The organism is Streptomyces violens (assembly GCF_000717745.1).
Classification (GTDB): domain Bacteria; phylum Actinomycetota; class Actinomycetes; order Streptomycetales; family Streptomycetaceae; genus Streptomyces; species Streptomyces violens.
The window spans coordinates 30,658-56,815 of sequence record NZ_JOBH01000005.1 but is presented as its reverse complement, the minus strand read 5'-3'; the positions used below and the strand labels follow the sequence as shown (position 1 = coordinate 56,815).

22 protein-coding genes and 1 pseudogene are annotated in these 26,158 nt (G+C 72.0%); 16 read left to right on the top strand and 7 right to left on the bottom strand.

The window, feature by feature from the left end:
• Positions 1-37: 37 nt before the first annotated feature.
• On the bottom strand, positions 38-2,710 hold the full coding sequence (locus IF04_RS0111005) for an N-acetylmuramoyl-L-alanine amidase (RefSeq protein ID WP_342668124.1): 2,673 nt from the start codon (positions 2,708-2,710) through the stop codon (positions 38-40).
• A gap of 253 nt (positions 2,711-2,963) precedes the next feature.
• On the opposite strand from IF04_RS0111005, the gene IF04_RS0111000 reads away from it, so the two are divergent.
• The 5 genes from IF04_RS0111000 to IF04_RS0110980 all read left to right on the top strand — a co-directional run bounded on the left by IF04_RS0111000 (position 2,964) and on the right by IF04_RS0110980 (position 7,112).
• A complete protein-coding gene (locus IF04_RS0111000; protein ID WP_030254116.1) occupies positions 2,964-3,392 on the top strand; it encodes a hypothetical protein in 429 nt (142 codons plus the stop codon).
• Between the two features lie 101 nt (positions 3,393-3,493).
• Positions 3,494-4,102, top strand: coding sequence for an RNA polymerase sigma factor (locus IF04_RS0110995; RefSeq protein ID WP_078600160.1), 609 nt, complete (start codon positions 3,494-3,496; stop codon positions 4,100-4,102).
• Positions 4,103-4,109: 7 nt separating this feature from the next.
• Entirely contained in the window at positions 4,110-4,844 is a 735-nt protein-coding gene (locus IF04_RS36570; protein ID WP_157847637.1) for a hypothetical protein, read from the top strand.
• Between the two features lie 409 nt (positions 4,845-5,253).
• Positions 5,254-6,018, top strand: a complete 765-nt coding sequence (locus IF04_RS0110985) for an RNA polymerase sigma factor (RefSeq protein ID WP_030254109.1) — start codon at positions 5,254-5,256, stop codon at positions 6,016-6,018.
• The gene (locus IF04_RS0110980) at positions 6,018-7,112 is read left to right on the top strand and encodes a serine/threonine-protein kinase (RefSeq protein WP_030254106.1); all 1,095 of its coding nucleotides are present in this window, start codon (positions 6,018-6,020) and stop codon (positions 7,110-7,112) included. The genes IF04_RS0110985 and IF04_RS0110980 overlap by 1 nt, the downstream gene beginning before the upstream one ends.
• Before the next feature lie 248 nt (positions 7,113-7,360).
• Here IF04_RS0110980 and IF04_RS0110975 read toward each other — a convergent pair whose 3' ends face one another.
• On the bottom strand, positions 7,361-8,218 hold the full coding sequence (locus IF04_RS0110975; protein WP_030254104.1) for a L,D-transpeptidase family protein: 858 nt from the start codon (positions 8,216-8,218) through the stop codon (positions 7,361-7,363).
• A gap of 183 nt (positions 8,219-8,401) precedes the next feature.
• Here IF04_RS0110975 and IF04_RS0110970 point away from each other — a divergent pair, with 183 nt between their 5' ends.
• Positions 8,402-10,000, top strand: coding sequence for an acyl-CoA mutase large subunit family protein (locus IF04_RS0110970; RefSeq protein ID WP_030254102.1), 1,599 nt, complete (start codon positions 8,402-8,404; stop codon positions 9,998-10,000).
• 89 nt (positions 10,001-10,089) lie between these two features.
• Positions 10,090-10,302 carry a hypothetical protein gene (locus IF04_RS0110965; RefSeq protein WP_030254100.1) on the top strand — a complete coding sequence of 71 codons (213 nt, stop codon included), beginning with the start codon at positions 10,090-10,092 and terminating at the stop codon, positions 10,300-10,302.
• Positions 10,303-10,323: 21 nt separating this feature from the next.
• Here the strand turns inward: IF04_RS0110965 and IF04_RS0110960 are convergent, their stop codons facing one another.
• Positions 10,324-11,025, bottom strand: coding sequence for a FadR/GntR family transcriptional regulator (locus IF04_RS0110960; RefSeq protein WP_030254098.1), 702 nt, complete (start codon positions 11,023-11,025; stop codon positions 10,324-10,326).
• A gap of 165 nt (positions 11,026-11,190) precedes the next feature.
• Here IF04_RS0110960 and IF04_RS0110955 point away from each other — a divergent pair, with 165 nt between their 5' ends.
• From IF04_RS0110955 to IF04_RS37275, 3 genes and pseudogenes are all read left to right on the top strand, one after another.
• Positions 11,191-11,727, top strand: coding sequence for a gluconokinase (locus tag IF04_RS0110955; RefSeq protein WP_030254095.1), 537 nt, complete (start codon positions 11,191-11,193; stop codon positions 11,725-11,727).
• 110 nt (positions 11,728-11,837) lie between these two features.
• The gene (locus tag IF04_RS0110950; RefSeq protein WP_030254093.1) at positions 11,838-13,235 is read left to right on the top strand and encodes a GntT/GntP/DsdX family permease; all 1,398 of its coding nucleotides are present in this window, start codon (positions 11,838-11,840) and stop codon (positions 13,233-13,235) included.
• 106 nt (positions 13,236-13,341) lie between these two features.
• A pseudogene (locus tag IF04_RS37275) lies at positions 13,342-13,766 on the top strand (cytidine deaminase family protein).
• A gap of 13 nt (positions 13,767-13,779) precedes the next feature.
• Here IF04_RS37275 and IF04_RS0110945 read toward each other — a convergent pair.
• A complete protein-coding gene (locus tag IF04_RS0110945; protein WP_030254091.1) occupies positions 13,780-15,303 on the bottom strand; it encodes an FAD-dependent monooxygenase in 1,524 nt (507 codons plus the stop codon).
• 76 nt (positions 15,304-15,379) lie between these two features.
• Between IF04_RS0110945 and IF04_RS0110940 the strand changes: the two genes are divergently transcribed.
• Entirely contained in the window at positions 15,380-16,063 is a 684-nt protein-coding gene (locus IF04_RS0110940) for a TetR/AcrR family transcriptional regulator C-terminal domain-containing protein (RefSeq protein ID WP_030254089.1), read from the top strand.
• Here the strand turns inward: IF04_RS0110940 and IF04_RS0110935 are convergent.
• From IF04_RS0110935 to IF04_RS0110925, 3 genes are read right to left on the bottom strand one after another with little or no spacing between them, the layout of a single operon-like run.
• On the bottom strand, positions 16,053-17,186 hold the full coding sequence (locus tag IF04_RS0110935) for an acyltransferase family protein (RefSeq protein WP_037959100.1): 1,134 nt from the start codon (positions 17,184-17,186) through the stop codon (positions 16,053-16,055). The two genes, IF04_RS0110940 and IF04_RS0110935, sit on opposite strands and share 11 nt — an antisense overlap.
• Positions 17,183-18,601, bottom strand: a complete 1,419-nt coding sequence (locus IF04_RS0110930) for an alpha-2,8-polysialyltransferase family protein (RefSeq protein WP_030254087.1) — start codon at positions 18,599-18,601, stop codon at positions 17,183-17,185. Before IF04_RS0110930 ends, IF04_RS0110935 begins: the two co-directional genes overlap by 4 nt.
• Positions 18,601-19,578 (bottom strand): glycosyltransferase family 2 protein, encoded by a 978-nt coding sequence (locus IF04_RS0110925; protein ID WP_030254085.1) that lies wholly within the window; start codon positions 19,576-19,578, stop codon positions 18,601-18,603. Before IF04_RS0110925 ends, IF04_RS0110930 begins: the two co-directional genes overlap by 1 nt.
• Before the next feature lie 223 nt (positions 19,579-19,801).
• Here IF04_RS0110925 and IF04_RS0110920 point away from each other — a divergent pair, with 223 nt between their 5' ends.
• The 5 genes from IF04_RS0110920 (at position 19,802) to IF04_RS0110900 (ending at position 26,087) form a co-directional block, all read left to right on the top strand.
• A complete protein-coding gene (locus IF04_RS0110920) occupies positions 19,802-21,103 on the top strand; it encodes a DUF6716 putative glycosyltransferase (protein WP_030254083.1) in 1,302 nt (433 codons plus the stop codon).
• Positions 21,104-21,138: 35 nt separating this feature from the next.
• On the top strand, positions 21,139-22,416 hold the full coding sequence (locus tag IF04_RS0110915) for an acylneuraminate cytidylyltransferase (protein ID WP_030254082.1): 1,278 nt from the start codon (positions 21,139-21,141) through the stop codon (positions 22,414-22,416).
• A gap of 56 nt (positions 22,417-22,472) precedes the next feature.
• Complete coding sequence (locus IF04_RS0110910; protein WP_030254079.1) at positions 22,473-23,411, top strand: N-acetylneuraminate synthase family protein; 939 nt, start codon at positions 22,473-22,475, stop codon at positions 23,409-23,411.
• Positions 23,412-23,431: 20 nt separating this feature from the next.
• A complete protein-coding gene (locus tag IF04_RS0110905; protein WP_425428381.1) occupies positions 23,432-24,640 on the top strand; it encodes a hypothetical protein in 1,209 nt (402 codons plus the stop codon).
• Between the two features lie 208 nt (positions 24,641-24,848).
• Entirely contained in the window at positions 24,849-26,087 is a 1,239-nt protein-coding gene (locus IF04_RS0110900) for an amidohydrolase (protein WP_030254074.1), read from the top strand.
• The last annotated feature ends 71 nt before the right edge of the window (positions 26,088-26,158 follow it).

Sequence of the window (26,158 nt, the reverse complement as noted above, 5' to 3'; positions counted from 1 at the left end):
GTGAACGGCGCGAGCCGTCCACGGGGACCCGGGTCCGTCAGGGCGTCAGCTGCTGCCCCAGCCGGGCGCCCGTCGGCGTACCGAGCTGGGTCAGGCCGAAGTAGACGGCCTGCGACGGGCTGACGCCCGTGCTGTTGCTCGGGATGTGCAGCAGCGTGCCGTTGCCCGCGTCCTCGCCCTCGGCGCCGAGGGTCAGATCCGCCCGGCCGTAGCCGGAGAGGTCCGTCAGCGAGGCGGCGGAGCCCAGCTTGTCGTCGGTCTCCGTCGCGCCGGACACCCCGCTGGTGTCCTGGTGGAGGGAGAGCGCGCCGGTCCCGGTGAGGCCGCTCGATGTGCCGCGCAGCAGCAGCGAGGTGCCCGAGTTGCCGCGGTTGGTCCCGTCCCGGGTGGTGTCCTCGTTCGGGGCACCCGCCAGGACATCCGCGTATCCGTCGGCGTCGTAGTCGCCCACCGAGACCGACCAGCCCAGCGCGTCGCCCGCCTCGGCGGCGCCCGGGACCCCGGAGGTGTCCTGGTGGACGGTCTTCATGCCGGTGGTGGTGAAGCCGGTGGCGGTGCCGGGGACCACGGTGACCTGGCCGCCCGCGTAGGCGCCGGACTCGGAGGTGTACGGCTGGCCGATGGCGATGTCGTCGTACCCGTTGCCGTTGACGTCCCCCGCGGCGATCGCGCGCCCGCCCTTCACGGAGAGCGTCCCCACCTTGGACAGGCCGTTCGCGCCGCCCTTGAACCACACGACGCGGCCGACGAGGCCCGTGTCGCGGTAGTTCAGCGCCACGTCCGCGTAGCCGTCGCGGTTGAAGTCACCGGAGGCGGCGTCCGCGTACGCCAGCGAACCGGACGCCGTGCTGATCGTCGAGGCGTCCTCGCCGCCCTTGCTGTACCGCGCTGACCAGGTGCCGCCGGAGCCGGTGGACGCCGCGAAGACGTCCGCCTTGCCGTCGGCGTCGAAGTCGCCGACCGCGACCGCGGCGCCGAACTTGGCCCCGGCGTACGAGAAGCCGTCACCGAGCTGCATCGTCGTGCCGGTGTTCAGGGCCGGGCCGTAGAGCAGGGTGACCGCGCCGCGGTCCGTGTTCGAGGAGTCGTCCTCGCCGGGGGAGCCGATCGCGAGGTCCGCGTGGCCGTCGCCGTTCAGGTCGCCCCAGGCGGTCGCGGCGCCCCACTGGTCGCCGGACTCGTTCGCGCCGGGCACGCCCGCGCTGGACTGGGTGAGCGCGATCTTCTTCGCGGACACCGGGCCGTTGATGCCGCCGGGCACGACGGTGACCCGTCCGCCCGAGGACGCCTTCGGCGTGCCGGCGACCAGGTCGCTGACGCCGTCCCGGTCGACGTCGGAGGTGGCCAGGGCGTGCGAGACGCCGGGGGCGGCCGCCAGGGACCGGATCAGGGACAGCTTGGAGTAGAGGTTGTCGCCGGGGCAGAGCGTGCTGTTGGTGTCGCGGTGCCCGAAGACCCGCGGCAGCTCGACGGAGGAGCCCTTGGGGATCTTGTTGCCGTCCACGCCCGCGTCGGTGCCCGAGGTCATGGTGACCTTGCCGGCCGGGTCGATCCCGTACATCCCGAACTTCCAGGCGATGACCCGGGCCACGGCATCCATCGCGGCCCGGCTCGGCTTGGCGCTCATGTAGTTGCCGATGTAGGAGATGCCGACCGTGTTGGTGTTGAAGCCGACGTCGTGGGCGCCCGTGACGGGCAGCTCCATGCCGCCGCTGCGGCCCTCGAAGATCTGCCCGCACTTGTCGACGACGAAGTTGTACCCGATGTCGTAGTAGCCGCGGGTGAAGTGCTCCTGCTGGATGGTCCGCATCCGCTGCCGGGACTCGGCGCAGGAGATCTTGTTGTCGCTGTCGACACCGGTGTGGTGGACGACGGCGGCCTTGATCTCCGTGCCGTACGAGGGCGTGCCGTCGTAGTCCGTGGACGCGCCCCACTCCTGCTGCGTGATCACCGGCGGCTTCACCACCGTCGACGGGCGGGGCGCGGGGACCGTCGGGGTCGGCTCGGGCGACGGCGTCGTGGTGGCCGTCCCGGTCGGGGTGGGGGAGGGGGTGCCGGTTGCCGGCTCCGTGGGAGTGGGCGAGGGGGTGTCCGTCGCCGGGGCCGTGGGCGCGGTCGTGGGGTCCTCGGCGTACGCGACGGGCTCCGCGAACGCCGCGGGGGCGCCGCCGGTACCGGGGTCGAGCAGGTTCACTTCGAGCCCGGCGGGCTGGCCGGTGGCCGCCGAGCCGTCCGCGCGCACCAGCCGCACCTCGACGCCGTCCGCGTCACCGGTCCACACCGAGGTGGTGCCGCCGCGGGTCCCGGCCCGCTCCGCCTCCGCGCCGTCCGCCGAGTACGGGTCGTCGGGCAGCTTCGTCCAGCCCGACCACTCGTCGGTCCCGGCGGCGCGGTACCGCACCTCGGGGGTGCCCTTCACCTCGGCGTGCGGGTCGTTCCACGACACCATCACGGCGCTGAACCGGCTGGTGTCCCGCTTCGCCAGGCCCTTGCGGCCCGCGCCGAGGTCCGCCAGCTTCACGTCGTGGACGGCGGGCTTGCGGGCCTTCCCGTCGAGGCCCGCGGGGCCCGCGACGGCGTACGTCGCCACCCCCGCGCCGCCCAGCAGGACGGCACCGGCCGTCACCCACACCCTGCTCTTCAGGCTCATCGGCCGGTACGCGTGCGATGTGCGCGGCAGGCGCGACGAGCGCGGTCTTCGAGGGCTCACGTGCCCACTCCTCAGTGTTCTTCAGGATTCTTCGCCGTGAAGGCGCGACGCACCGCCTGCGCGGATGCGCCGGTGCGGAAAACCGGCTGGTTATACCGCAGGCCACGATGTCCGCTCCAGTGAGCGGACATGGCGGGGCAAAAGGCGCTATGCAGGCGTGTCCTGTGATGATTCGCCGCCGCCGTCCGCTGGGACTTGGTGGGAGGCATGCCCGGCCTCCCGGTATCCGGTCCGGGCAGCCGAGGGGGAGCAGATGGACGAGGCCGCGAGACAGGTGCCGGCGGCGGAGATGCGCGGCCGGGCGGCGGCGTTCGTCGCCCGCGTGACGGTGCGGAACCGGCTGCCGCTCGACTACACCGTGGCCAGCCTGCGGGTCGCCGACTTCCTGGTCGACGGGCTGCGCAAGGGCGGTACCGGGCGGGCCCGGCCCGCGGACGCGCTCTTCGGGCTCGGCGCGTACGTCGGCGAGGTGCTGGTCCGGCAGGCCGGCGCCGTGTGGGTCGACCTGGACGAGGCGCAGCGTGCGTACTTCGAGCAGCCGGTCGGCGTGCGGATGCCCGACGGCCGGGTGTGGAATCCGCTGGGCCGGGTGGCGAACCGCTTCGAATTCGGCCCCGAGGACTCGCTGCTGACCTTCTACCTCCAGCTGCACGGCCGGGGTCGCGCGGGGGCGGCACTGTGACATTTCCGTCCGCTTCGACGCTGATGACTCTGGAGGCGCAGATGCCCTGATCCGTGCCGCGCGGCGGCCGCCGCGGATCCGCCGAGAAGGGGACAACGGGGTTGGGCCGGGGAGGGGAACCCCGTCGGGTGCAGGCGCACGACGGGGAGCTGGGCGCGGCGGTGACACGGGCGCAGCAGGGCGACGAGGCCGCCTTCGCGGCCGCGTACCGCCTGGTGCAGCCGGGGCTGCTGGGCTATCTGCGCGGCCTCGTCGGCGACGAGGCCGAGGACGTGGCCGCCGAGGCGTGGCTGGAGATCGCCCGCGACCTCGGGCGGTTCAGCGGGGACGGCGCCGGCTTCCGCGGCTGGACCGCGACCATCGCCCGGCACCGGGCGCTGGACCTGCTGCGCCGGCAGAAGGTACGGCCGCGCGCTGCCGCGTTCGAGCCGGACCTGGTCGAGCTCCCGGGCCCGCACAGCACCTCCGAGCAGGCCCTGGAGACGCTCTCGACCGAGCGGGTGCTGGACCTGATCGCGGGACTCCCGCGCGACCAGGGCGAGGCTGTACTGCTGCGCGTCGTGGTCGGCCTCGACGGCCCGGCCGCCGCCCGGGTCCTCGGCAAGCGGCCCGGCGCCGTCCGCACGTCGGCGCACCGCGGGCTGCAGCGGCTGGCGGAGCAGATGGGCGTGCGGCGGAACGGGAAGAACGAAGCGGAACGAAGGACATGAGGCGAAGGTGAGGAAGCCACGCATGGGCGGCGGTTCCAGGAACGCCGGTGCGGCGTCCGGAGAAGACGACACGGGCGACCTCTCCGAGCTCGCCGAACTGCTCGGCACCGCGGTACGCGCCGGCTCGGCCCCCACCCCCGAGGGGGAAGAGCGGGCGGTCGCCGCATTCCGCGCCGCCCAGGAGGCACGGGCGTCGGCTGACGTCCGGCACCGGCCCGGCCGGCTGCGGGGTGCCCTGCCGTGGGGCGACCGGCGCCCGAGGCGTACCGGATTGCCGGTACGCGCCGCGGTCGGCGCGCTGCTGGCGTCGGTGATGCTGGGCGGCGTGGCGGTGGCCTCGATCGGTACGTTCGACAGCACCCCGGACCGCCCCGCCCCGTCCCCCTCGGCACCCGGCCACGCCGTACCCCCGTCCGGCCGCCCGACCCTGCCCGCGCGCCCGACCGTCCCCCTTCTCCGCCCCCCGGAGCCCTCCCCGGAAACCCCTCCGGAGACCGGAGCACCGGGCAAGCACGACCACCACGGCAAACACAAGCCGGGACCGAAGCCGGGGCAGGAGGAGAAGCAGAAGCCGGGGCAGCAGCCCAAGAAGCCCCCGAAATCCCCGAAGGGGGAGGCGCGGGACCAGGGGCAGCAGGCGACGCAGCGCCCGCACAAGGGAAAGCCGCCGCAGAAGGCGCACCACGGGCCCAAGGCGAAGCCCCCGCACAAGGCGCAGCACTCGCCCAAGGTGAAGAAGTAAAGAACAAAAGGGGGACGGCCGGGGCCGCCACCCCCCACAGGAGAGGCCCCGGCCGTCGTTCGAGGGAGGGCCGCGCGGGCCCTCACTCTCTACAGCGCCACCGGGTCCAAAAGCGTCACAGTGGCGTCACGCGCCGTACGGACGCCCACATCCCGGCGACTCTGGACGCAGAGCGGCCGATGCCCGTAACGTGCAGGTCCGCGCCGGTCGGTGCGCTTGCCACGCGTCCTGCGGCGGCCCTGCGGGCCCGGTGGACGGCCGCCAGGCGTACTTACTTCGGCGTAGGGGGCACCACGGGATACCGTCGGCGCCAGAAGATGTTCCTTTACCTGCGGTAGCCGGACGCCGGCAGCAGACGTAGGCAGCAACGACCGGGCGGCGGATGCTCCGCGTGCGACAGGATGGACCCGTGCAAGGGGACGACACTCAGCCGGACGACAGCCGGTTGACGGTCGCCGTACAGGCGGCACAGGACGGTGACGAGACGGCCTTCCGTACCGTCTACCGGGCCGTACATCCCCGTCTTCTGGGATATGTACGGACCTTGGTGGGCGAAGCGGACGCCGAGGACGTCGCCTCCGAAGCCTGGCTGCAGATCACCCGGGACCTCGCCCGCTTCAGCGGCGACGCCGACCGCTTCCGCGGCTGGGCGGCCCGCATCGCCAGGAACCGCGCGCTCGACCACATCCGTATGCGCGGCCGCCGCCCGGCCATCGGCGGCGACGAGAGCGAGCTCACCGAGAAGCCGGGCCCGTCCGACACGGTCGGCGAGGCCCTGGAGTCGCTCGGTACGGGACGCGCGTTCCGGCTGATCGGCCAGCTCCCGCAGGACCAGGCCGAGGCGGTCGTGCTGCGCGTGGTCGTCGGGCTGGACGCCAAGAGCGCGGCCGGGGTGCTCGGCAAGCGCCCGGGCGCGGTCCGTACGGCCGCCCACCGCGGGCTGCGCCGGCTCGCCGAGCTGATCACCGACCGTGACGACGATCAGGCCCCCCGTGAAGGGGCCGTGCCGGAGCAACCGGAAGGACTTCCGGACCGTCCTGTACCAGGGAGCAGGCCGGCCGGCGGGCCCGTGGGAGGGGTGCCCTTCCCGCGCCGCGGATGCCGGACCGGCGGAACGGAATCGTATGCACCAGGTGTGACGGAAACGGCCGCACGGACGCAGAAGGACATGTGATGGCCGACGACCGGTACAGCTGGCTCGACAAGAACGCCGCGGAGAATTTGCTGCGCGGCGAACGGGTCGATGCCGGCGACGGCTTCGGCGCGGACGAACTGAACGACCTGCTGAGCGCCGCCGCCGTGGCCCGCGCGGTCCCGTCGGCGGACGCCCCGCTGCCCGGCGAGGAGGCCGCGGTCGCCGCGTTCCGCCAGGTTTCGTCGGGAAGGTCTACGCGCGACACTGCCGCGGCCGGCGGCGCGGCGCGGGCCGCCGCGGAGGACGGCATACCCGTGGTGCGGTCCGTGCCCGGCGGAGGCGCGTCCCGCACCGCTGAAGGCGCTCGCTTCGGCCGCCCGTTCCGGCGCGGCCTCGCCGTCGCCCTCGCCGGCTGCGCGCTCGGCGGCGTCGCGGTGGCCGCCAGTACGGGCGTCCTCCCCACTCCCTTCCAGGGCGGCCACGCAGGCCCGTCCCCGAGCGTCACGAAGGCCGCCACCCCCAGCCTCCTGGAGAGCCGGGCCCCCGAAGCGGACGCCTCGGACGACACCGCGAAGTCCCCCGACGCGACCCCGCACTCCTCGAAGCCCGCCACGCCCGAATCCCCCGGCGCATCACACGGCAGATCGACCCCCGGCCGAGAGGGCACCGACCACACCTCGAAGGCCCCGCTCCCGCAGCTCACCCCCGGAGCCGGCGACCTGAACACCGACAAGACAAAGCGCCGCGCAGCGGCACTGGCCCTCTGCCGCGACTACGAAGCAGGCCGCACCCCGCCCAAGGACCGCCAACGCCTGGAACGCACCATGGGCGGCGCAGAAAAACTCCACACCTTCTGCCACCAGTACCTGCAGAAGAACGGCGTCACGGAGGGCGCAGGCGGCTCGGCCCCCACCCCCGACACCGGCCTCACCGGCGGCGGAAACGACGGAGACTCCTCGGACGCCCCCGCCACAGGCGGCAACGACTCCGGCGACCAGGAGTCGGGCGACGACACTAAGACGGGTGACGACGAAAGCCACCCAGCCGCCGCCCCTACCACTTCCCCGAGCCCCACGACGGCTCCGGCCACTACCGCGCCGGCCCCCTCCACCACACCGTCCCCGGTCGGCTGACACCCCTCCTGACCATCCGGTGTGACGTTTTTGGAGCGCGTGACGCTGTACGTACTGAAGCCGACTGGTCATCGGCTGCGCGGGAGCCGGGGTTCCCCCCGTACCTACGGCACCGCGCGTTCGGCGCGAGCGGGGCACGTTCCCCCGGCCCCGCTCGCGCCCCTTCTTTGCGGCTAAACCGCCGCCGCTCTCGCGGATGTGGCTGGGCGCCGTGGGGGTTGCTCAATTGATGGTTGCTGTGTGACGGGTTACTTGTATATGACGACCTTCGTCCCCGGTCTGACCTGCTGGAACAGGGCGGCGATCTTCTTCTTGTCGCGGACGTTGACGCAGCCGTGCGAGGCGCCGGCGTAGCCGCGGGCCGCGAAGTCGCTGGAGTAGTGGATCGCCTGGCCGCCGCTGAAGAACATCGCGTACGGCATGGGCGTGTCGTAGATCGTCGAGACATGGTGGCGGCTCTTGAAGGTGATGCCGAAGGTGCCTTCGCGGGTGGGGGTGTACTGCGAGCCGAAGCGCACGTCCATCGCCGAGACGACCTTGCCGTCAACCATCCAGGCCAGCGTGTCACTCGTCTTGCTGATGCAGATCACCCGGCCCGTCAGGCACCGCTTGTCGGGCGCCGCGACCGGCCGGGTGGTGGGCGGATACAGCTCGTCGCGCGTCGGCCGCTGTGTCCGCACCCGGAGGGCGCTCAGCGTCGCCTCGTCCACACTGCCGGTCCGGGGAAGCCCTTGCTCACGCTGGAAGGCCGTGACGGCAGCGGCCGTAACGGATCCGTAGTACCCGGTCGGATTCCGGTCGAAGTGCTTCAACTGCCGCAGCCGCGCCTGTAGTTCACGCACCCGCTCACTGCGGGCCCCCGGTGCGAGCACCGGCTTCGGGTGCGTCGCCGGCGGGCGGGTAGCGGGCGCGCGCGTCGAGGACGGCGCGGCCGGTGCCGTCGGCGCCGTCGGGAGGGATGCGCTCGGCGCCGGGGCGGCATGCCCGGCGCCCTTGCCGTCGTCGATCCGGACCCGCACCTCCTTGCAGCCGGTAGTCACCGACAGCGCGGCCGCCAGCGCCAGCGTGCCCGTCAGCGTCGTACGGAAGGCTCTGCTGCGACGCATATCCCACCCCTGTGGTCTCACCCGCCCCTCCCCATACTTCCCGGCGCTGCGGGCCGCCGAACCTGCGGCCATGCTGTGAGCAAGGTCCTAGGCTGCGCCCCTCCACGGGGCGCACGGTCGCCGCTACAGTCCGTCGCGAAGGCACTTCACTACTGAGCAGTAGCACAGCGGGAGGCAGGCACCATGGCGCGCGAGTCCGGCAGCTCTCGACACACCGAGAGCGGATTGCCCATCGAGCCCGTTTACGGTCCGGACGCCCTCGGCGACTGGGACCCGGCGGAGAAGCTGGGTGAGCCCGGCGCCTACCCGTACACCCGTGGCGTGTACCCGACGATGTACACGGGACGCCCCTGGACGATGCGCCAGTACGCCGGATTCGGTACGGCCGCCGAGTCGAACGCCCGGTATAAGCAGCTCATCGCGAACGGCACGATGGGCCTGTCCGTCGCCTTCGACCTGCCGACCCAGATGGGTCACGACTCCGACGCGCCGATCGCCAGCGGCGAGGTCGGCAAGGTCGGCGTGGCGATCGACTCCATCGAGGACATGCGGGTGCTCTTCGGCGGCATCCCGCTGGACAAGGTCTCCACCTCGATGACCATCAACGCGCCCGGTGCCCTGCTGCTGCTCCTGTACCAACTCGTCGGCGAGGAGCAGGGCGTGGACCCGGCGAAGCTCACCGGCACCATCCAGAACGATGTCCTCAAGGAGTACATCGCGCGCGGGACGTACATCTTCCCGCCCAAGCCCTCGCTCCGCCTGATCGCCGACATCTTCAAGTACTGCAAGGCCGAGATCCCGAAGTGGAACACCATCTCGATCTCCGGCTACCACATGGCCGAGGCCGGCGCCTCGCCCGCGCAGGAGATCGCCTTCACCCTCGCGGACGGCATCGAGTACGTACGGACCGCCGTCGCGGCCGGCATGGACGTCGACGACTTCGCGCCCCGCCTCTCCTTCTTCTTCGTCGCCCGCACCACCATCCTCGAAGAGGTCGCCAAGTTCCGTGCCGCGCGCCGGATCTGGGCCCGGGTGATGAAGGAGGAGTTCGGCGCGAAGAACCCCAAGTCGCTGATGCTGCGCTTCCACACCCAGACCGCGGGCGTGCAGCTCACGGCCCAGCAGCCCGAGGTCAACCTCGTCCGCGTCGCCATCCAGGGCCTCGGTGCGGTCCTCGGCGGCACGCAGTCGCTGCACACCAACTCCTTCGACGAGGCCATCGCGCTGCCGACCGACAAGTCCGCGCGACTGGCGCTCCGTACGCAGCAGGTGCTGGCGTACGAGACGGACGTGACGGCCACCGTCGACCCGTTCGCCGGTTCTTACGTCGTCGAGAAGATGACCGACGACGTCGAGGCCGCGGCCGTCGAACTGATGGGCAAGGTCGAGGAGCTGGGCGGCGCCGTGTCCGCCATCGAGCACGGCTTCCAGAAGAACGAGATCGAGCGCAGCGCGTACCGCATCGCCCAGGAGACCGACTCGGGTGAGCGCGTCGTGGTCGGCGTCAACCGCTACCAGCTCGACGAGGAGGAGCCGTACGAGCCGCTCCGCGTCGACCCGGCCATCGAGGCGCAGCAGGCCGAGCGCCTGAAGAAGCTGCGTGCCGAGCGGGACCAGGCCGCGGTGGACGCGGCGCTGGCCGACCTGAAGAAGGCCGCCGAGGGCACGGACAACGTCCTGTACCCGATGAAGGACGCGCTGAAGGCCAAGGCGACGGTCGGCGAGGTCTGCAACACGCTGCGCGAGGTCTGGGGCGCTTACGTCCCGACGGACGCGTTCTGAGCGACTGGAGACGTTCTGCTGACGCGTTTCTTCGCGTACTGAGCACAGGGGCGCGGACCGCTGTCCGCGCCCTGCGTCAAACTAGGTGCATGTCGTCACCCCGCCGCACCTGCCCCGTCTGCACCAGAGAGATCGCCGTGGTCGGCGGGCGGTTCGCCCGGCACGATCCGCCCGGGCGGCGTACGGGGCTCGAACTGATCTCGTGTCCCGGCTCGCGGCGGATGGCGCCCATGATGGCGCCGGCGGAGAAGCTGTTCGACCCGGAGGAGCCGCCGTTCCCGGGGCAGCAGCCGCTGTTCTGAGCCCGTACGGGCCGGCGGCGCTTACGGCGCGAGGATGTCCAGCTCGGCCATCGCGCCGACGGTGATCTCACGCGTCAGTTCCTCCGCGCGGGCCGCGTCGCCCGTGCGTACCGCCTCCGCGACCTGGACGTGCAGCGTGACCGCCGCCGGGTCCGGGTCGGTGAACATCACGTGGTGGTGGGTGCGGCCGGTCAGGATCGCCGCCACGACGTCGTTGAGCCGGGCGAACATCTCATTGCCCGAGGCCGTGAGCAGGGTCCGGTGGAAGGCCGTGTCATGGACGAGGTACGCCTCCAGCTGCTGGCCGCGTGACGTGGCGACCATGCCCATGGCGTGCTCGGTGAGCGCCGCGCACTGATCGGGCGTGGCGTGCCGGGCGGCCAGGCCCGCCGCGGCCGGCTCGATGGCGCAGCGCAGCACGGTGAGCGAGCGGAGCTGGCGGGGCCGGTCGGCGCCGGCCAGCCGCCAGCGGATGACCCGCGGATCGAAGACGTTCCACTCCTCGGTGGGGCGTACGGTCACGCCCACCCGGCGCCGGGACTCGACCAGGTGCATCGACTCCAGGACCCGGATCGCCTCGCGGATGACCGTACGGGAGACGTCGAAGCGCTGGGCCAGCTCATCGGTGCGGAGCACCGTGCCCGGGGAGTGCTCGCCCGCGGTGATCTCCGGCCCGAGGGACTCCAGCACTCTGGCATGCAGCCCCTGCCCCGTGTTCTCCATGGGATAAGCCTACGTTCCCGGCTCCCGGGAATAATAAGTATGACGTTTGTGTCACAGACTCTTGAATACGTCGTACCTAATGCGTTTCAGTGGAGCGATGCATTCGAGCCACTCAGGTGACTCGACACGCCAAGTCAATGAGGACGAAGAGCGAGGTAGACCGCGATGAGCACCCCCCATGTCATCGTCGTGATGGGAGTCGCCGGCACCGGCAAGACGACGATCGGACCGCTCGTCGCTGATGCGCTGGATGTCCCGTACGCCGAGGGAGACGACTTCCATCCCCCGGCCAACATCGCCAAGATGTCCGCCGGCACCCCCCTCGACGACGCCGACCGCTGGCCCTGGCTCGACGCCATCGGCGCCTGGGCGCACGGCCGGGCCGGCAAGGGCGGTGTGGTCAGCAGCTCCGCGCTCAAGCGGGCCTACCGCGACCGGCTGCGGGCCGAGGCCCCCGGCATCGTCTTCCTGCACCTCACCGGCTCGCGCGAGCTGATCGCGGGCCGCATGGCCGAGCGCAAGGGGCACTTCATGCCCACCGCGCTCCTCGACTCCCAGTTCGCCACCCTGCAGCCGCTCGGCGACGACGAGCGGGGCGTGGCGGTGGACGTCGCCGGGACCCCCGAAGAGATCACCGAGCGGGCCGTCGCCGCGCTGCGGCAGCTCGACGAGGGCACCTCTCCGGCCACCACCGAGCTCTGATCAGGAGCCGCACCCCCGAGCTCTGAACCGGCCCCTTCCCCCGGGGTCCGGTCCCGAGCCGTACCCACGAGCTCCGATCGCCAGACCGGGCTCCAACCGAAGGAAAAGCCGTGACCCATCTCAGCGTCGAGATGATGGCAGCGGACGCGGTCGAGCCGATCACCTCGGCCGGCAACGCGCAGCTGGGCATCTCCGTGCTCGTCGGCATCGCCGTCATCGTCCTTCTCATCACCAGATTTAAGCTGCACGCCTTCCTGTCACTGACCATCGGCTCGCTGGTGCTCGGTGCGGTGGCGGGCGCGCCGCTGGACAAGGCGATCACCAGCTTCACCAACGGCCTCGGCTCGACCGTCGCGGGCGTGGGCGTACTGATCGCGCTCGGCGCGATCCTCGGCAAGCTGCTCGCCGACTCCGGCGGCGCCGACCAGATCGTCGACACCATCCTCGCCAAGTCCAGCCGGCGGATGATGCCCTGGGCGATGGTCCTGATCGCCGCGATCGTCGGCCTGCCGCTCTTCTTCGAGGTCGGCATCGTGCTGCTGATCCCGGTCGTGCTGCTGGTCGCCAAGCGCGGCAACTTCTCCCTGATGCGGATCGGCATCCCGGCGCTGGCCGGCCTCTCCGTGATGCACGGGCTGATCCCGCCGCACCCCGGCCCGCTCGTCGCCATCGACGCGATCAAGGCCAACCTGGGCGTCACCCTCGGCCTCGGCGTGATCGTCGCTATCCCGACCGCGATCCTGGCCGGCCCGGTCTTCGCCCGCTTCGCCTCCCGCTGGGTGGACATCGCGCCGCCGGAGAAGATGATCCCCCAGCGTCCCTCCGAGGAGCTGGAGAAGCGCCCCAGCTTCGCCGCGACGCTCTCCACCGTCCTGCTGCCGGTCGTCCTGATGCTCGCCAAGGCCCTGGTCGACATCGTCGTCGACGACCCCGAGCAGCACGTGCAGCGCGTCTTCGACGTCATCGGCTCGCCGCTGGTCGCCCTGCTGGCCGCGGTCCTGGTCGGCATGTTCACCCTGGGCAGGGCCGCGGGCTTCAGCGCCGGCCGGCTTTCCTCGACAGTGGAGAAGTCCCTCGCCCCGATCGCCGGCATCCTGCTGATCGTCGGCGCGGGCGGCGGCTTCAAGCAGACCCTGGTCGACGTCGGCGTCGGCGACATGATCCTGGACATGTCCAAGGACTGGGGCCTGCCGGCACTGCTGCTGGCCTGGCTGATCGCGGTCGCCATCCGCCTCGCGACCGGCTCCGCGACGGTCGCCACGGTCTCCGCGGCCGGCCTCGTCGCCCCGCTCGCCGCCGACATGAGCACCACCCACGCGGCACTCATGGTCCTCGCCGTCGGCGCCGGCTCCCTCTTCTTCAGCCACGTCAACGACGCGGGCTTCTGGCTGGTGAAGGAGTACTTCGGGATGAACGTCGGCCAGACGGTCAAGACCTGGTCCCTGATGGAGACGGTCATCTCCGTCGTCTCGATCATCTTCGTACTGCTGCTGTCGCTGGTGTTGTAGCCGGGTAGCCCGGTAACCCGGCAGCCCGGCACGGGAAATGCCATCGCGGAAGGGCCGTACGGACGGGTAGCGTCCGTACGGCCCTTCCCGTACGAGAGGCGACCCCATGTCCACGCACGACGACGTACCGGTCGACAGCGGCGTACTGGTCGACCACGCCCTGGTACGCGCTGCTGAGGAAGCCGTAGCGGCCCACGCACGCGGCGATGACCACACCGTGGCGGCGGCCGCCCGCACCGCCGACGGCCGCATCGTCACCGGCCTGAACGTCTACCACTTCACTGGCGGCCCCTGCGCCGAACTGGTCGTCATGGGCGCCGCGGCCGCCCAGGGCGCGTACGACCTCCGCCAGATCGTCGCGGTCGCCGACGAGAACCGCGGCATCCTCCCGCCCTGCGGCCGCTGCCGCCAGGTCCTGCTGGACTACTACCCGGACCTCACCGTCATCCTCGGCCCGTCCGACGAGCCCCGCGCCCCCCCCTCCGCGCTCTCCTGCCCGCGGCATACGTGCAGGCCGACCAGCAGCCCTGACTCACCGGGCGCCTCAGGCCGCCCGCGCCGCCCCGCTGGGCGGGAAGTAGCGGGACAGTTCGGCGGTGACCGGTCCGGGCTCGGCCGCCGCCACCGCCACGTAGCCGTCCGGCCGGACGAGGAACAGGCCCTCCCCGTACGCCTGTTGGGCGTGGCCCTCGGGGTCCGTCAGGTCGGGGGTGCGGCCGCCCACGCGGTACGTGTGGACGTGTCCGGACCACTCGTCGGCGGGCCGGGGCAGTTCCGTGTCGCCGAGGGCGAGGAGTGTGAAGTGGGGGCCGCGGAAGGCGTCGAAGAGGTGGGAGGGGGTGCCGTCGGGGGTCGCGCAGGGGGCGTTCGGGGCGCGGTCGCCGGCTTGCAGGGCGTTCGGGGCGAGGCCGGCGCGGTGGTCGGCGGTCAACGGTGACTCGCGGTAGTGCAGGGTGAGTTGGTGCAGGTCGCGGCCGCGGCGCAGGGAGCCCGAGCGGTGCAGCCGGGTGCTGGTCTCCAGGATGCCGGCGGCGACGGGCAGCCGTTCGGTCCCGTACGTGTCCAGCAGCGCGTCGGGCGCGCCGTGCCGCAGTACCTGGCCGAGCTTCCAGCCGAGGTTGTAGGCGTCCTGGACGCTGGTGTTCAGGCCCTGGCCGCCGGCGGGGGAGTGGATGTGCGCGGCGTCCCCGGCCAGGAAGATCCGGCCGTCGCGGAACCGTTCGGCCATGCCCGCGCGGGGCCGGAAGACCGAGGTCCACAGCACCTCGCGGATCTGGTCGGTGGTCAGGTGGGTGCGGTCCGCGACGGTGGCGCGTACGGCCTCGGGGCCGGTGTCCGGGGTGGCGGCGTCGGAGGGCGCCACCATGCACTGGAAGTGGTCCGTTCCGGCGAGTGGCAGCAGCATCACGAAGCCGCCGTGCGGCTGCGGGAAACGGTGCCAGTGGTCCCGGTCCAGGCCGTCGATGCGCAGGTCCGTGAGGAGCGCGGCGCCCGGCTCCAGGTCCGGGCCGCTCATCGGGACGCCCAGGTGCCGCCGGACGACGCTGCGGCCGCCGTCGGCGCCGACCAGGTACGCGGCGCGCACGGTGCGGGTCGTGCCGTCGGCGGCCGAGGTCAGCTCGGCGGTGACGCCGGCCGCGTCCTGGCCGATGGCCGTCAGTTCGGTGCCGAACGCCACCGCGCCGCCCAGCTCCGCCAGCCGGCCGTGCAGCAGCTCCAGGTTGCGCCACTGCGGGATCATCAGCGTGTCCGCGTAGGGCGTGTGCGGCGTCGGCGCCACCCGCTCGACCATCTCGAAGACGTCCGTCTTCCGGCCGTCCCGCCAGGTCGCCATGGGCGGGTACGGGCCGCCCGCGGCGCGCACGGCCGCGAGCACGCCGAGGTCGTCGTACACCTCCTGGGTACGCGGCTGCAGCCCGGTCCCGCGGGCCCCGGGCGAGAGCCGGTCCTGCCGCTCGACGACCAGCGCCCGCACACCGCGCCGGGCCAGATCGATCCCGAGCGCCAGCCCGGTCGGCCCGGCCCCGGCGACCAGTACTTCCACGTCCACGGTCATGGCCATGGTCATCTTCGGATCCCCGTTCCTTAACGCCGTTAAATGCCCCTCGTGCCGAGGATGCGCTTAACGGTGTTAAGTTGTCAACATGGCGACGCGACTGGACCGGACACTGGTGGTGGACACCGCCCTGCGGCTGCTGAACGACGTGGGCCTGGACGGGCTCACCCTGCGCCGCATCGCGAAGGAGCTGAACGTCCAGGCCCCGGCCCTGTACTGGCACTTCAAGAACAAGCAGGAACTGCTCGACGAGATGGCCACGGAGATGTTCCGGCGGATGCGGGCGGAATTCCCCGGCGGCCGGGCGGGTGGTCGTGGCTCGTCCTGGCAGGAGTCGCTGACCGCGTCCTGCCGCGGGCTGCGCCGCACGCTGCTGCGGTACCGGGACGGCGGCAAGGTCTTCTCCGGTACCCGGATGACGGACGACAGCTACGCCGGGCCGATGGACGACTTCCTGCGGGAGCTGACGGACGCCGGCTTCGCGCTCGGCGACGCGGCGCGCGCCTGGTGGACCGCGTACAACTTCACGATCGGCCTGGTCATCGAGGAGCAGTCGGTCTTCCCCGAGCCGGGGGCGCCGGAGGACCGCGCCCCCGAGGCCCGCGACCCGGCATACGACCTCGCGGACCGCGAGCGCCGGCTGGCGGACCGATATCCGCTCGCGGCACTCGCGGGCCGGGAGATGTTCGGCGACTTCGACCACAGCTTCGAAACCGGCCTGCGGATCGTCGTGGCGGGGATCGAGGCGGCGGTGCCGCGCGTCACCCCATGATCGCCCGCTTCAGCCGAGGCGTCAGCGGGCGCTCCACGAAGCGGTACAGGCACCAGGCCAGGGCGAGCATCAGGGCCAGGACCAGGGGGAACGTGGCGGCGGCCGGGAGGCCGAGGCTCTGGTGGAAGAGGTGTACGGCGACCCAGCCCAGGTGTTCGTGTATCAGGTAGAAGGGGTAGGTCAGCGCGCCCGCGACGGTCAGCCAGCGCCAGTTCGCCCAGCGGAGTTTGCCCAGGGCAATGGCTGCGATCAGCAGGTAGCCGAGGGTGATGACGGCGACGATGCCGAGGGAGGGGCGGTAGGAGAAGGCGTCGGGCATGTCCGCCGGGTGCCAGAGGCGGGTGACCGCGTAGTGCTGGCCGAGGAGCCAGCTGACGGCGACGATCGCCCAGCCGGCGGTGTCCCGGCTGCCGTAGCGGTGGATCAGGTAGAAGCCGATGCCGCCGATGAAGAACGGTGCGTACTCGGGCATCAGGACGATGTCGAGGACGGAGTTGTTCGCCGCCTCGGCGATGACCGCCGCCAGGGTCCAGCCCGCGCAGAAGAGGACGACGCGGCTGCGGGTGGCGCCCGGCAGGACGACGCAGAGTGCGAAGAGCGCGTAGAAGCGCATCTCGGCCCAGAGGGTCCAGCAGACGCCGAGGACGCGGTCCACGCCGAGTGGCATCTGCAGCATCGTGAGGTTGGTCAGGGCGTCGGTCGGGGAGACGGCCTCGTACGCCACCCAGGGGAGGGCGAAGACGACCGTGACCAGGATGACCGCGGCCCAGTAGGCCGGGAAGAGGCGGGAGACGCGGGAGGCGAAGAACGCCCGGAGCGGTCTGCCCCAGCCGCTCATGCAGATCACGAAGCCGCTGATGACGAAGAAGATCTGGACGCCGAGGCAGCCGTACGCGAAGTAGCCCGACGCGGTCGGGAATTGGTACGCGGGCGAACTGCCCCAGGCGTCACCGATCTCGCCGTCCCGGCCGCCGTAGTGGTACGCGGCGACCATCAGGGCGGCGAGCAGCCGCAGTCCGTCCAGGGCGCGCAGCCGGGTGGGGCCGGCTCCGCGAGAAGGAACGACAGGTACAGGCGCTCCCGTGGTGCGGGGGAGCGTGGGGGGAGCCGGTGCGGTCGTCATCCGAACGCGGCCCGCTTCTTCAGCCGGCGCTGCACGGACCGGGCCCGCCGGGCGACCTTCCGCACCGTGGGATTGCGCGGGATGAACGCCAGCTGGACCGGGACGCCGCCCGGCAGCGCCAGGGCAGTGAGCCGGCGGCGCTTGAAGTAGCGCCAGGTGGTGTCGTCCAGATGGGCCGAGAGGTAACGCTCGGCCGCCGGGCGGAGGTTCGGGTAGATCTGGTGCTGCATCGCGTAGCCGACGGCCTTGATCAGACCGGTCAGGTCGCGCGCGACCTCGCCCTCGGTGGGCGGCGTCCAGCGGGCCACCGCGGTCGCGTCGGTCAGCGGGGGCAGCAGCGCGTCGACGATCGTGACCGGGACGCGGTTGCTGTTCTGGTACGGCGCGAGGCGCTCCAGCAGCAGGTCCGTGCCGATGCGGGCCGCGGGCAGGCCGTAGAACGCGGTGGCGGTCAGCAGCGCGGTGGAGAAGCAGCCGACGACGAGGGCCGGCTTGATGCGCTGGTAGAGGACCTCGGCGAGCTGCGGCGTGTCCAGCACGGTCAGCTCCGCGCCCAGCCGCTCCGCCTCCTGCTCCAGGACGCGCGACCAGCGCGCGGGCGCGGTCGGGTGCGGCTTGAAGACCACCTGACGGTGGCCCAGGTCCACGGCCCCGCGCAACATCTGGACGTGCAGCTCCTCCTCTTCCTCGGGGGTGAGGATGGAGAGCGCGGAGAGGTACTGGCCCAGCAGCAGGGCACCGCCCTCGGCCGGTACGGACGCCTCGCCCGTACGGCGCGCGGTCCGCTCCGCCTCCTCGGCCAGCTCCGTGAGCACTGCCAGGAACGGCTCGGTCGGCACGGTCTCGGCGGGCACACCGAACTCGGTGAGGAGCAGCGGCTTCAGGCCGGGTACGAGGTCCAGGTGGAGCAGCCGCCGGATGCGCGTGCCGACCAGCGGGTCGAGCTTGGAGCGGGTGGGGCCGTAGCTCATCAGGCCGTCGGCGTAGACCTCGACCGGCGCGCCCTGGAAGATCTGGCAGAGGGCCAGGGCCGGGTTGACCTGGATGGACTCGACGATCAGCTCGATCGGCGCGTCTCCGAGCTCCCAGAGGAGGCGGAGGTGGCGCTCCCACAGGGGGGCGTCGTCGCCGCGCGGGGACCAGCCGCCGGGGTGGAACGGGCTGATCGCCTCGTTCCAGGACCGCACCTCGTCGAAGCGGCCGCGCAGCCGCTCGAAGCCCGGCATCGTGTCCAGCGCCGGGGTGGTCTCCGGGATGGCGGCGTTATTGCTGACCAGCAGGATCCGGCGGCCGGCCGGCTCGAAGCGGTCGGCGTCCAGGGCGGCGGCCAGCGTGGCGGCGCCGTACAGCGTGGACGCGAAGAAGATCTGCGTACGCGGCCCGGTGGACCGCGGGGAGAATCCGGCGGCGGACATCAGGCGGCCACCTCCGCCGGAACCGGCTTGCGGCGGAGCCGACGCAGCCGGGAAGCGCGCTGTACATCCATGGAATCGAGGGCTTCCTTCAATACGTCCTGCGGCATTCGCTTCAATGCCGCGGCACTCATCGAACGCAATTTACGGGCCACCTGCGGCTCGAAACGGTCGATCGAACCGAGGTGGTGGGAAATGATCGCGCAATACGTCCGGACCGCCTTCGGCAGCAGCACCGCGGCGTCCCGGTCCTTGGCCGTCTCCTCGATGACCTGGTCGAATGCGCGGATGAAGTCCAGCTGGCGGACGTCGCCGATCTGGGTCAGCGACGAGGCCACGCCGCGCCGGTAGAACACGCCCAGCATCCCGAGCACCGCCATCGACTCCGCCTCGCGGTGCAGCCGCCAGATCCACGGCCGGTCCTCGGCCGTGCGCAGCCCGTGACGGAAGTGCAGCACCCCGTCGTCCAGCAGCCGCCGGTGGTACATCCCGGCCCAGGCGAACGCGTAGTCCACCGAGGTGGAGCGGTCGGCGGGCAGGATCAGCTCGCGCGGGTCGAGGACGACGTTGCGGCGGCCGTACGGCACGCGGTGCACGGAGCGTGCGCGTGCGGTGCACTGCACGTGGTCGGTGCGGACGAAATCGCACCCCAGGGCTTCGATCGCGGCGAGGAGTTCCTGGTAATAACCGGGCGCGAGCCAGTCGTCGCCGTCCAGGAAAGTGATGTATTCGCCGCGGGCCGCGTCCAGCCCGGTGTTCCGGGCGGTGGCCAGGCCGCCGTTCTGTTCGTGCCGCAGCAGCCGGGCACCCGGCAGCTCACGCTCGGCGCGCTCCAGAATCTGCGGCGTCCCGTCGCGCGAGCAGTCGTCGACGAGAAGGAATTCGAAGTCCTCACGGGCATTGGCCGCGAGACTTCTCAGGGTGTCGGGCGCGTATGTCTGCACGTTGTAGAACGGCACGATGACGGAGAGCTTAACCACTCAGGAGACGTTAGGTGCGGCTCCGGCATTCGTCTTTGCCGTATGGGGGCGCTTGGGTGAACGAAGAATGGCGGAATGGTTAACCACCCTTTCCGGCCTGCCGGTTCGCCGTTCGTCGATGTGCTGTTAACCCTTTGTTGCGCCCTGGTTGGCCCGCGAATCGAAATGCCTTCCTAGCGTCTTCGACGTGCCATCACGTACACCTTCTCAGCCGCGGGTCGCGGTGCTCGCCGACTCGGACACCCGGTGGAAATGGGGCGCCCTCACGGCGCACCGTCTCCAGCCCGGCTGCCGGCTCGACGGCTTTCTGCTCCGCGGCCGCGCCACCCCCACGGTCCGCCAGCTCGACGAGGTCGGGGCCCGGGCGGACACGCTGCGCGAGATCCGCGGGGTCGACTTCGTGCGGTCCATCGACCGTACCGGCTACGACGTGGTCCTGCTGTCCTGCGTGGGCGGCGCGGTGCAGGCGATGCTGCACGGCCTGGCCCGCGCCTGGGAGGGCAGCGCCCGCCGCCCCGTCGTCGTCACCGGCTACGTCGGCGTGGTCTACGAGAAGCTCGCCGACGGGCTGCTGCTGCGGCACGGCGCCGACGTGGTGCTCGCCAACTCCCGGCACGACGCGGACCGCTTCCGCGCGGTCTACCGGGGCGTCAACGCGGACGAGCGCAGCGTCGTGGAGTGCGCACTGCCCTTCCTGGGCGGCGCCCGGCACGACCGTACGAAGGGCGCCGACGGCACCGGCGAGGTGCGCACCGTCGTCTTCGCCGTCCAGCCCTCCGTGCCCGACAACCGCAACGACCGCGCCTACCTGCTGCACCGCGCCGCCGAGCACGCCCGCCGGCACCCCGGCCGCGAGGTGCTGATCAAGCTCCGCAGCAAGCCGGGCGAGCACACCACGCACATCGAGGAACTGCCGTACCAGAAGCTCGCGGCCAGGATCCCCGGCGGACTGCCCGCCAACTGCCGCCTGGTGTACGGGAACATGGGCGAGGTCCTGGACCGCACCGACCTGATGGTCACGGTCTCCTCGACCGCCGCGCTGGAGTCCCTGCACCGCGGCGTCCCCACCGCCGTCCTCACCGACCTCGGCATCCGCGAGGCGCTGGGCAACCACCACTTCCTCGGCTCCGGCTGCCTGGCCTCCTGGGACGAGCTGGACGCCGGGTACCTGCCCGAGCCGGACCCGGAGTGGCTGGCCCGCCAGGGTGTCTGCGCCGACGGTACGTACGAGAACGCCTTCGACGCGGCCCGCGCCCGAGTCACCGAGCTGTGCGACGCCGACGCGCTGCCGCCGCTCGCCCCGTACTACACGCCCCGTACGGCCCCCGGCTATCTGCCCGGGATCCTCGCCCGGCACGGCCTGGACGCGACGGGTGAGCCGCTGCCCGGCTACGCGGCCGAGGCCGCGGAGCCCACGGGACTGCGCCGGATGGCCCGCGACACCGTCCGCGAGGCGGCCCGCGGCGCCTACCGGCACGGCGTCCAGCGCGTCGCCCCCGCCATCCGCCGCTGGGGCCAGCTGTGAACTCCCCCTCTACCGGTCTCCGGAAGGAGCCTGAGATGCCGCAGACCGACCGGCCCACCGTGGTGGCCGTCATCCCCGCCAGAGGCGGATCGAAGGGTGTGCCCGCCAAGAACCTGGCCGCCGTCGGCGGCGTGCCGCTGGTGGCCCGCGCCGTGCGCGAGTGCCTGGCGTCCCGCCTGATCACCGACGTCGTGGTCTCCACCGACGACGACGCGATCGCCGCGACGGCGCGCGGCGCGGGCGCCGTGATCGTCCGCCGCCCCGGCGCCATCGCCGGCGACACCGCCACCAGCGAGGCCGCCGTCCTGCACGCCATGGACGCGTACGAGACCGAGCACGGCACCGCCGTCGACGCGGTCCTCCTCGTCCAGTGCACCAGCCCCTTCATCGCCCGCGAGGACATCGACGGCGTCGCGTCCGCGGTCGTCGAGCAGGGCGCCGACTCCGCGCTGACCGTCGCCCCCTTCCACGGCTTCGTGTGGCGGGACGCGGCGGACGACGCGGCCTCGGGCATCGGCGCCGGCCGTGACGCGCGGACGGCGGACGGGCAGGACGCCCCGGTGGCCACCGTCACCACCACGACCGAGGGCGGCTACGGCGTCAACCACGACAAGTCCTTCCGGCCGCGCCGCCAGGACCGCCCCCAGGACCTCCTGGAGACCGGCGCCGCGTACGCCATGGACGCGGCGGGCTTCCGCACCGCGGGCCACCGCTTCTTCGGCCGTACCGAACTCGTGCGCACCGACCCGGCCCGCGTGCTGGAGGTCGACGACCCGCACGACCTGGCCCGCGCCCGCGCCCTCGCGCCCCTGCTGGACGGCCCCCGGCCGGGCGCCCTGCCGACCCGCGACGACATCGACGCGGTCGTCATCGACTTCGACGGCACCCAGACCGACGACAGGGTGCTGATCGACTCCGACGGACGGGAGATCGTCGCCGTGCACCGCGGCGACGGCCTGGGCATCGCAGCTCTGCGCAAGGCAGAGCTGAAGATGCTCATCCTGTCCACGGAACAGAACCCGGTCGTCGCCGCCCGGGCCAGGAAGCTCAAGATCCCGGTCCTGCACGGCATCGACCGCAAGGACCTCGCGCTCAAGCAGTGGTGCGAGGACCAGGGCATCGCGCCGGAGCGCGTGCTCTACGTCGGCAACGACGTCAACGACCTCCCGTGCTTCGGCCTCGTCGGCTGGCCCGTGGCGGTCTCCAGTGCACACGACGTCGTGCGTGGCGCTGCACGCGCCGTCACCTCGACTCCCGGAGGAAACGGCGCGATCCGCGAGATCGCCTCGTGGATCCTCGGCCCGTCTCTCTGAGCCGCACCCACCACCCGTAGCCCAGAGAACCCCTAGTGAAGAAGGAACTCCCCAAGATGACCAGCAACAACCGCGTTCGCACCATCGGTGACCGCCTCGTCGGCCCCGGCCACCCCGTCTACGTCACCGGTGAAATCGGCATCAACCACAACGGCGACCTGGAGAACGCGTTCGCGCTGATCGACGCCGCCGCGGACGCCGGCTGCGACGCCGTGAAGTTCCAGAAGCGCACCCCCGAGGTCTGCACCCCGCGCGACCAGTGGGAGATCGAGCGCGACACCCCCTGGGGCCGGATGACCTACATCGACTACCGCCACCGCGTGGAGTTCGACGAGGACGGCTACCGCGCCATCGCGGACTACTGCAAGAAGCGCAACATCCACTGGTTCGCTTCCCCGTGGGACGTCGAGTCGGTCGACTTCCTGGAGAAGTTCGAGGTTCCGGCCTACAAGGTCGCCTCCGCCTCGCTGACCGACGACGAGCTGCTGAAGGCCATGCGCGCCACCGGCCGTACGGTCATCCTCTCCACCGGTATGTCCACTCCGAAGCAGATCCGCCACGCGGTCGAGGTCCTGGGCAGCGACAACATCCTGCTCTGCCACGCCACCAGCACCTACCCGGCCAAGGCCGAGGAGCTGAACCTGCGGATGATCAACACTCTGCAGGACGAGTACCCGAACGTCCCGATCGGCTACTCCGGCCACGAGACCGGCCTGCAGACCACCCTCGCCGCCGTCGCCCTCGGCGCCACCTTCGTCGAGCGCCACATCACCCTCGACCGCGCGATGTGGGGCTCCGACCAGGCCGCCTCCGTCGAGCCGGGCGGTCTGACCCGCCTGGTCCGCGACATCCGCACCATCGAGGAGTCCCTCGGTGACGGCGTCAAGAAGGTGTACGAGAGCGAGCTCGGCCCGATGAAGAAGCTCCGCCGCGTCGCGGGCGTCGTCGCCGAGACCGAGGCCGCCGAGGCCGACCGCGAGCCGGTCTCGGTCTGAACAGAAAGCGCGACGACACCGTGAGCGCAGCAGGCGGGGCCCGGCGCCCTGTCCCCGAGGCCGGGTGTGGGGACCCGGCCCAGGAGGCGGCGGGCAGCCCTGACTCCCGCAGGGCCGCCCGCCCCCGCAGGGTGTTCCGGCGGAACTCGGACGCCGCCGGCACCACCCTCGCCTTCGTCGAGAGCCCGGTGCAGCTCCTGAACGTCCTGGAATGGGCGTACGGAGCGAAAACTGCGCAGGCCATGGAGGCCGGTGCGCTCACCGTCGTCGTGCTCTCCCCGCACGACCCGATGACCCGTGGCCAGCTGCGCCGGATGGCGGAGCTGGCCCGGGACGAGGGCTGCACGGTCCGCTGGGAGGAGGCGCGCGGCGGCGCGGCCGCCCCCCTGCGGACCATCGGGGGCCTGGCCCCGCTGCTGCGCCGCGCCCGCCGCATCGTCATCGGCGACCCGTTCTCGCGCTACGTCCAGCTACTGCTGACGCTGGCCCGGGCCCGGGACCTCGTCGTGGTCGACGACGGCACCGCGACCATGGAGTTCATCTCCCAGCTGGCGCGCGGCGAGCGGCTGGTGCGCTGGCACCGCAGCGGCGGCAGCCGCGGCGCGCGCGACCTCGTTTTCGCGCCGTTCTCCGCCACCGCACGCCGCCGGCTCACCCCCGTACCGGACAGCGACCGCCGTACGGGCAGCCGTAGCGTCGGAGTTTTCTCCTCGATGCCCGTCGAGCCCCCGCCGGGCGTGACGGTCACCGCCAACGACTTCTCCTGGACCCGGGCCCGCTTCGGCCCGCCCAGGCTCACCCGCGGCACCGACATCGTCGGCACCTCCCTGGTCGAGACCGGCGTCGTCGACCCGGACCACTACCTCGCGGCCGTCCGCGCCCTGGCCCGTACGCACGGCGCCACCCGCTACTTCGCGCACCGCAGGGAGAGCGCCGACAAGCTGCACGCGCTGGAGGCCGCCACCGGGCTGGAGATCGTCCGGCCCGACCTGCCGCTCGAACTGATCGCCCGGCGCGGCCCGATCGGCCGCACGATCCTCAGCTTCCCGTCCACCGTGGTGCACACCCTGCCGCTCGCGCTCGTCGGCACGGGAGTGAAGGTCGCGGTGTGCGACGTGGACCCGGCCTGGCTCACCACCAAGGCGTCCCCGCGCGCCCAGGGATTCCTCTCCGGCGTCACCGGCACCGCCCGTGACGTGCAGCGACTCACCTACGCCGGGAGCTTCTGAAGAGCTGCGGACGGGCGCCGGGACAGGCCTCGCGGACAAGATCGGTGTTTGGGATTCGCCGCTGTGTGAAACCCTTGGTCATACCCCCTCGATGACCTGTCCATGCGCCGGGCGGCCTAGATTGTCTTCCCCTAACGGGCTGAACTTTTGTTGATCGACGGACAGTTGCCCCGCTCGGCCCCGTAACCTTCAGCGGGTGAACCAACTGATGTCCCGCGGACCCGAAGCCGATGCCAGCCCTGTACACGGTTCCCTGCCCGGAGCGCTCACCGAGGAGTTGCTCGCCGAACTCATCGCCTTCCGGCGGGACTTGCACATGCATCCAGAGCTGGGGAATCAGGAGTTCCGGACCACCGCGGCGCTCAAGGCGCGGCTGGAGAAGGCCGGCCTCGCCCCGCGGGTGCTGGACACCGGTACGGGGCTGATCTGCGACATCGGCAGGGACCCCGGTACGACACCGGCCGCCGGGCGCCCCATGCTCGCGCTGCGGGCCGACATCGACGCGCTGCCCATCCCGGACACCAAGACCGTCGACTACCGCTCCACGGTGCCCGACCGCGCCCACGCCTGCGGCCACGACGTGCACACCACCGTCGTGCTCGGCGCCGGGCTGGTGCTCGCCGACCTCGCGGCGCAGGGCCTGCTGCCCGGCCCCGTACGGCTGCTGTTCCAGCCCGCCGAGGAGGTGCTGCCCGGCGGCGCCACCGACGCGATCGACTGCGGCGTCCTGGAAGGCGTCGGCCGCATCCTCGCGGTGCACTGCGACCCGAAGGTCGAGGTGGGCCGGATCGGGCTGCGGACCGGCCCGATCACCTCCGCCTGCGACCGGCTGGAGGTCGCGCTGGAGGGCCCCGGCGGCCACACGGCCCGCCCGCATCTGACCACCGATCTGGTCACCGCCGCCGCACGGGTCGCCGTCGACGTGCCCTCGCTGATCGCCCGCCGGGTCGACGCCCGCGCCGGGCTCGCCGTGACCTGGGGCCGCCTGGAGACCGGCCACGCGTGCAACGTCATCCCGCAGCGCGCCGAGCTGTCCGGCACGGTCCGCTGCCTGGACCTGGAGGCCTGGCGGCAGGCGCCGGACCTGGTCTACGCCGCGATCGACGAGATCGCCACGCTGCACCGCGCCAAGTCCCAGATCACGTACGTGCGCGGAGTCCCGCCGGTGGTCAACGAGCCGATGACCACCTCGCTGCTGCAGAACGCCATGGCGGCCCGCCGCGGCCCCGAGTCGGTGGAGGACACCGAGCAGTCCCTCGGCGGCGAGGACTTCTCCTGGTACCTGGAGAAGGTGCCGGGCGCGATGGCGCGCCTGGGCGTGAAGCCGGTCGGCGACCCCGTCGGACGCGACCTGCACCAGGGCGACTTCGACGTCGACGAAGAGGCGGTCCGGGTGGGCGTCGAACTGTTCACGGCCGCCGCGTTGCTCGACCGCAACGTGCTGTAAACACAGCCGTCGGCCGCGCTTCGCGACGATCCGATAACGGCTTCCAGACACCCCTTTATCTGGCATCTACG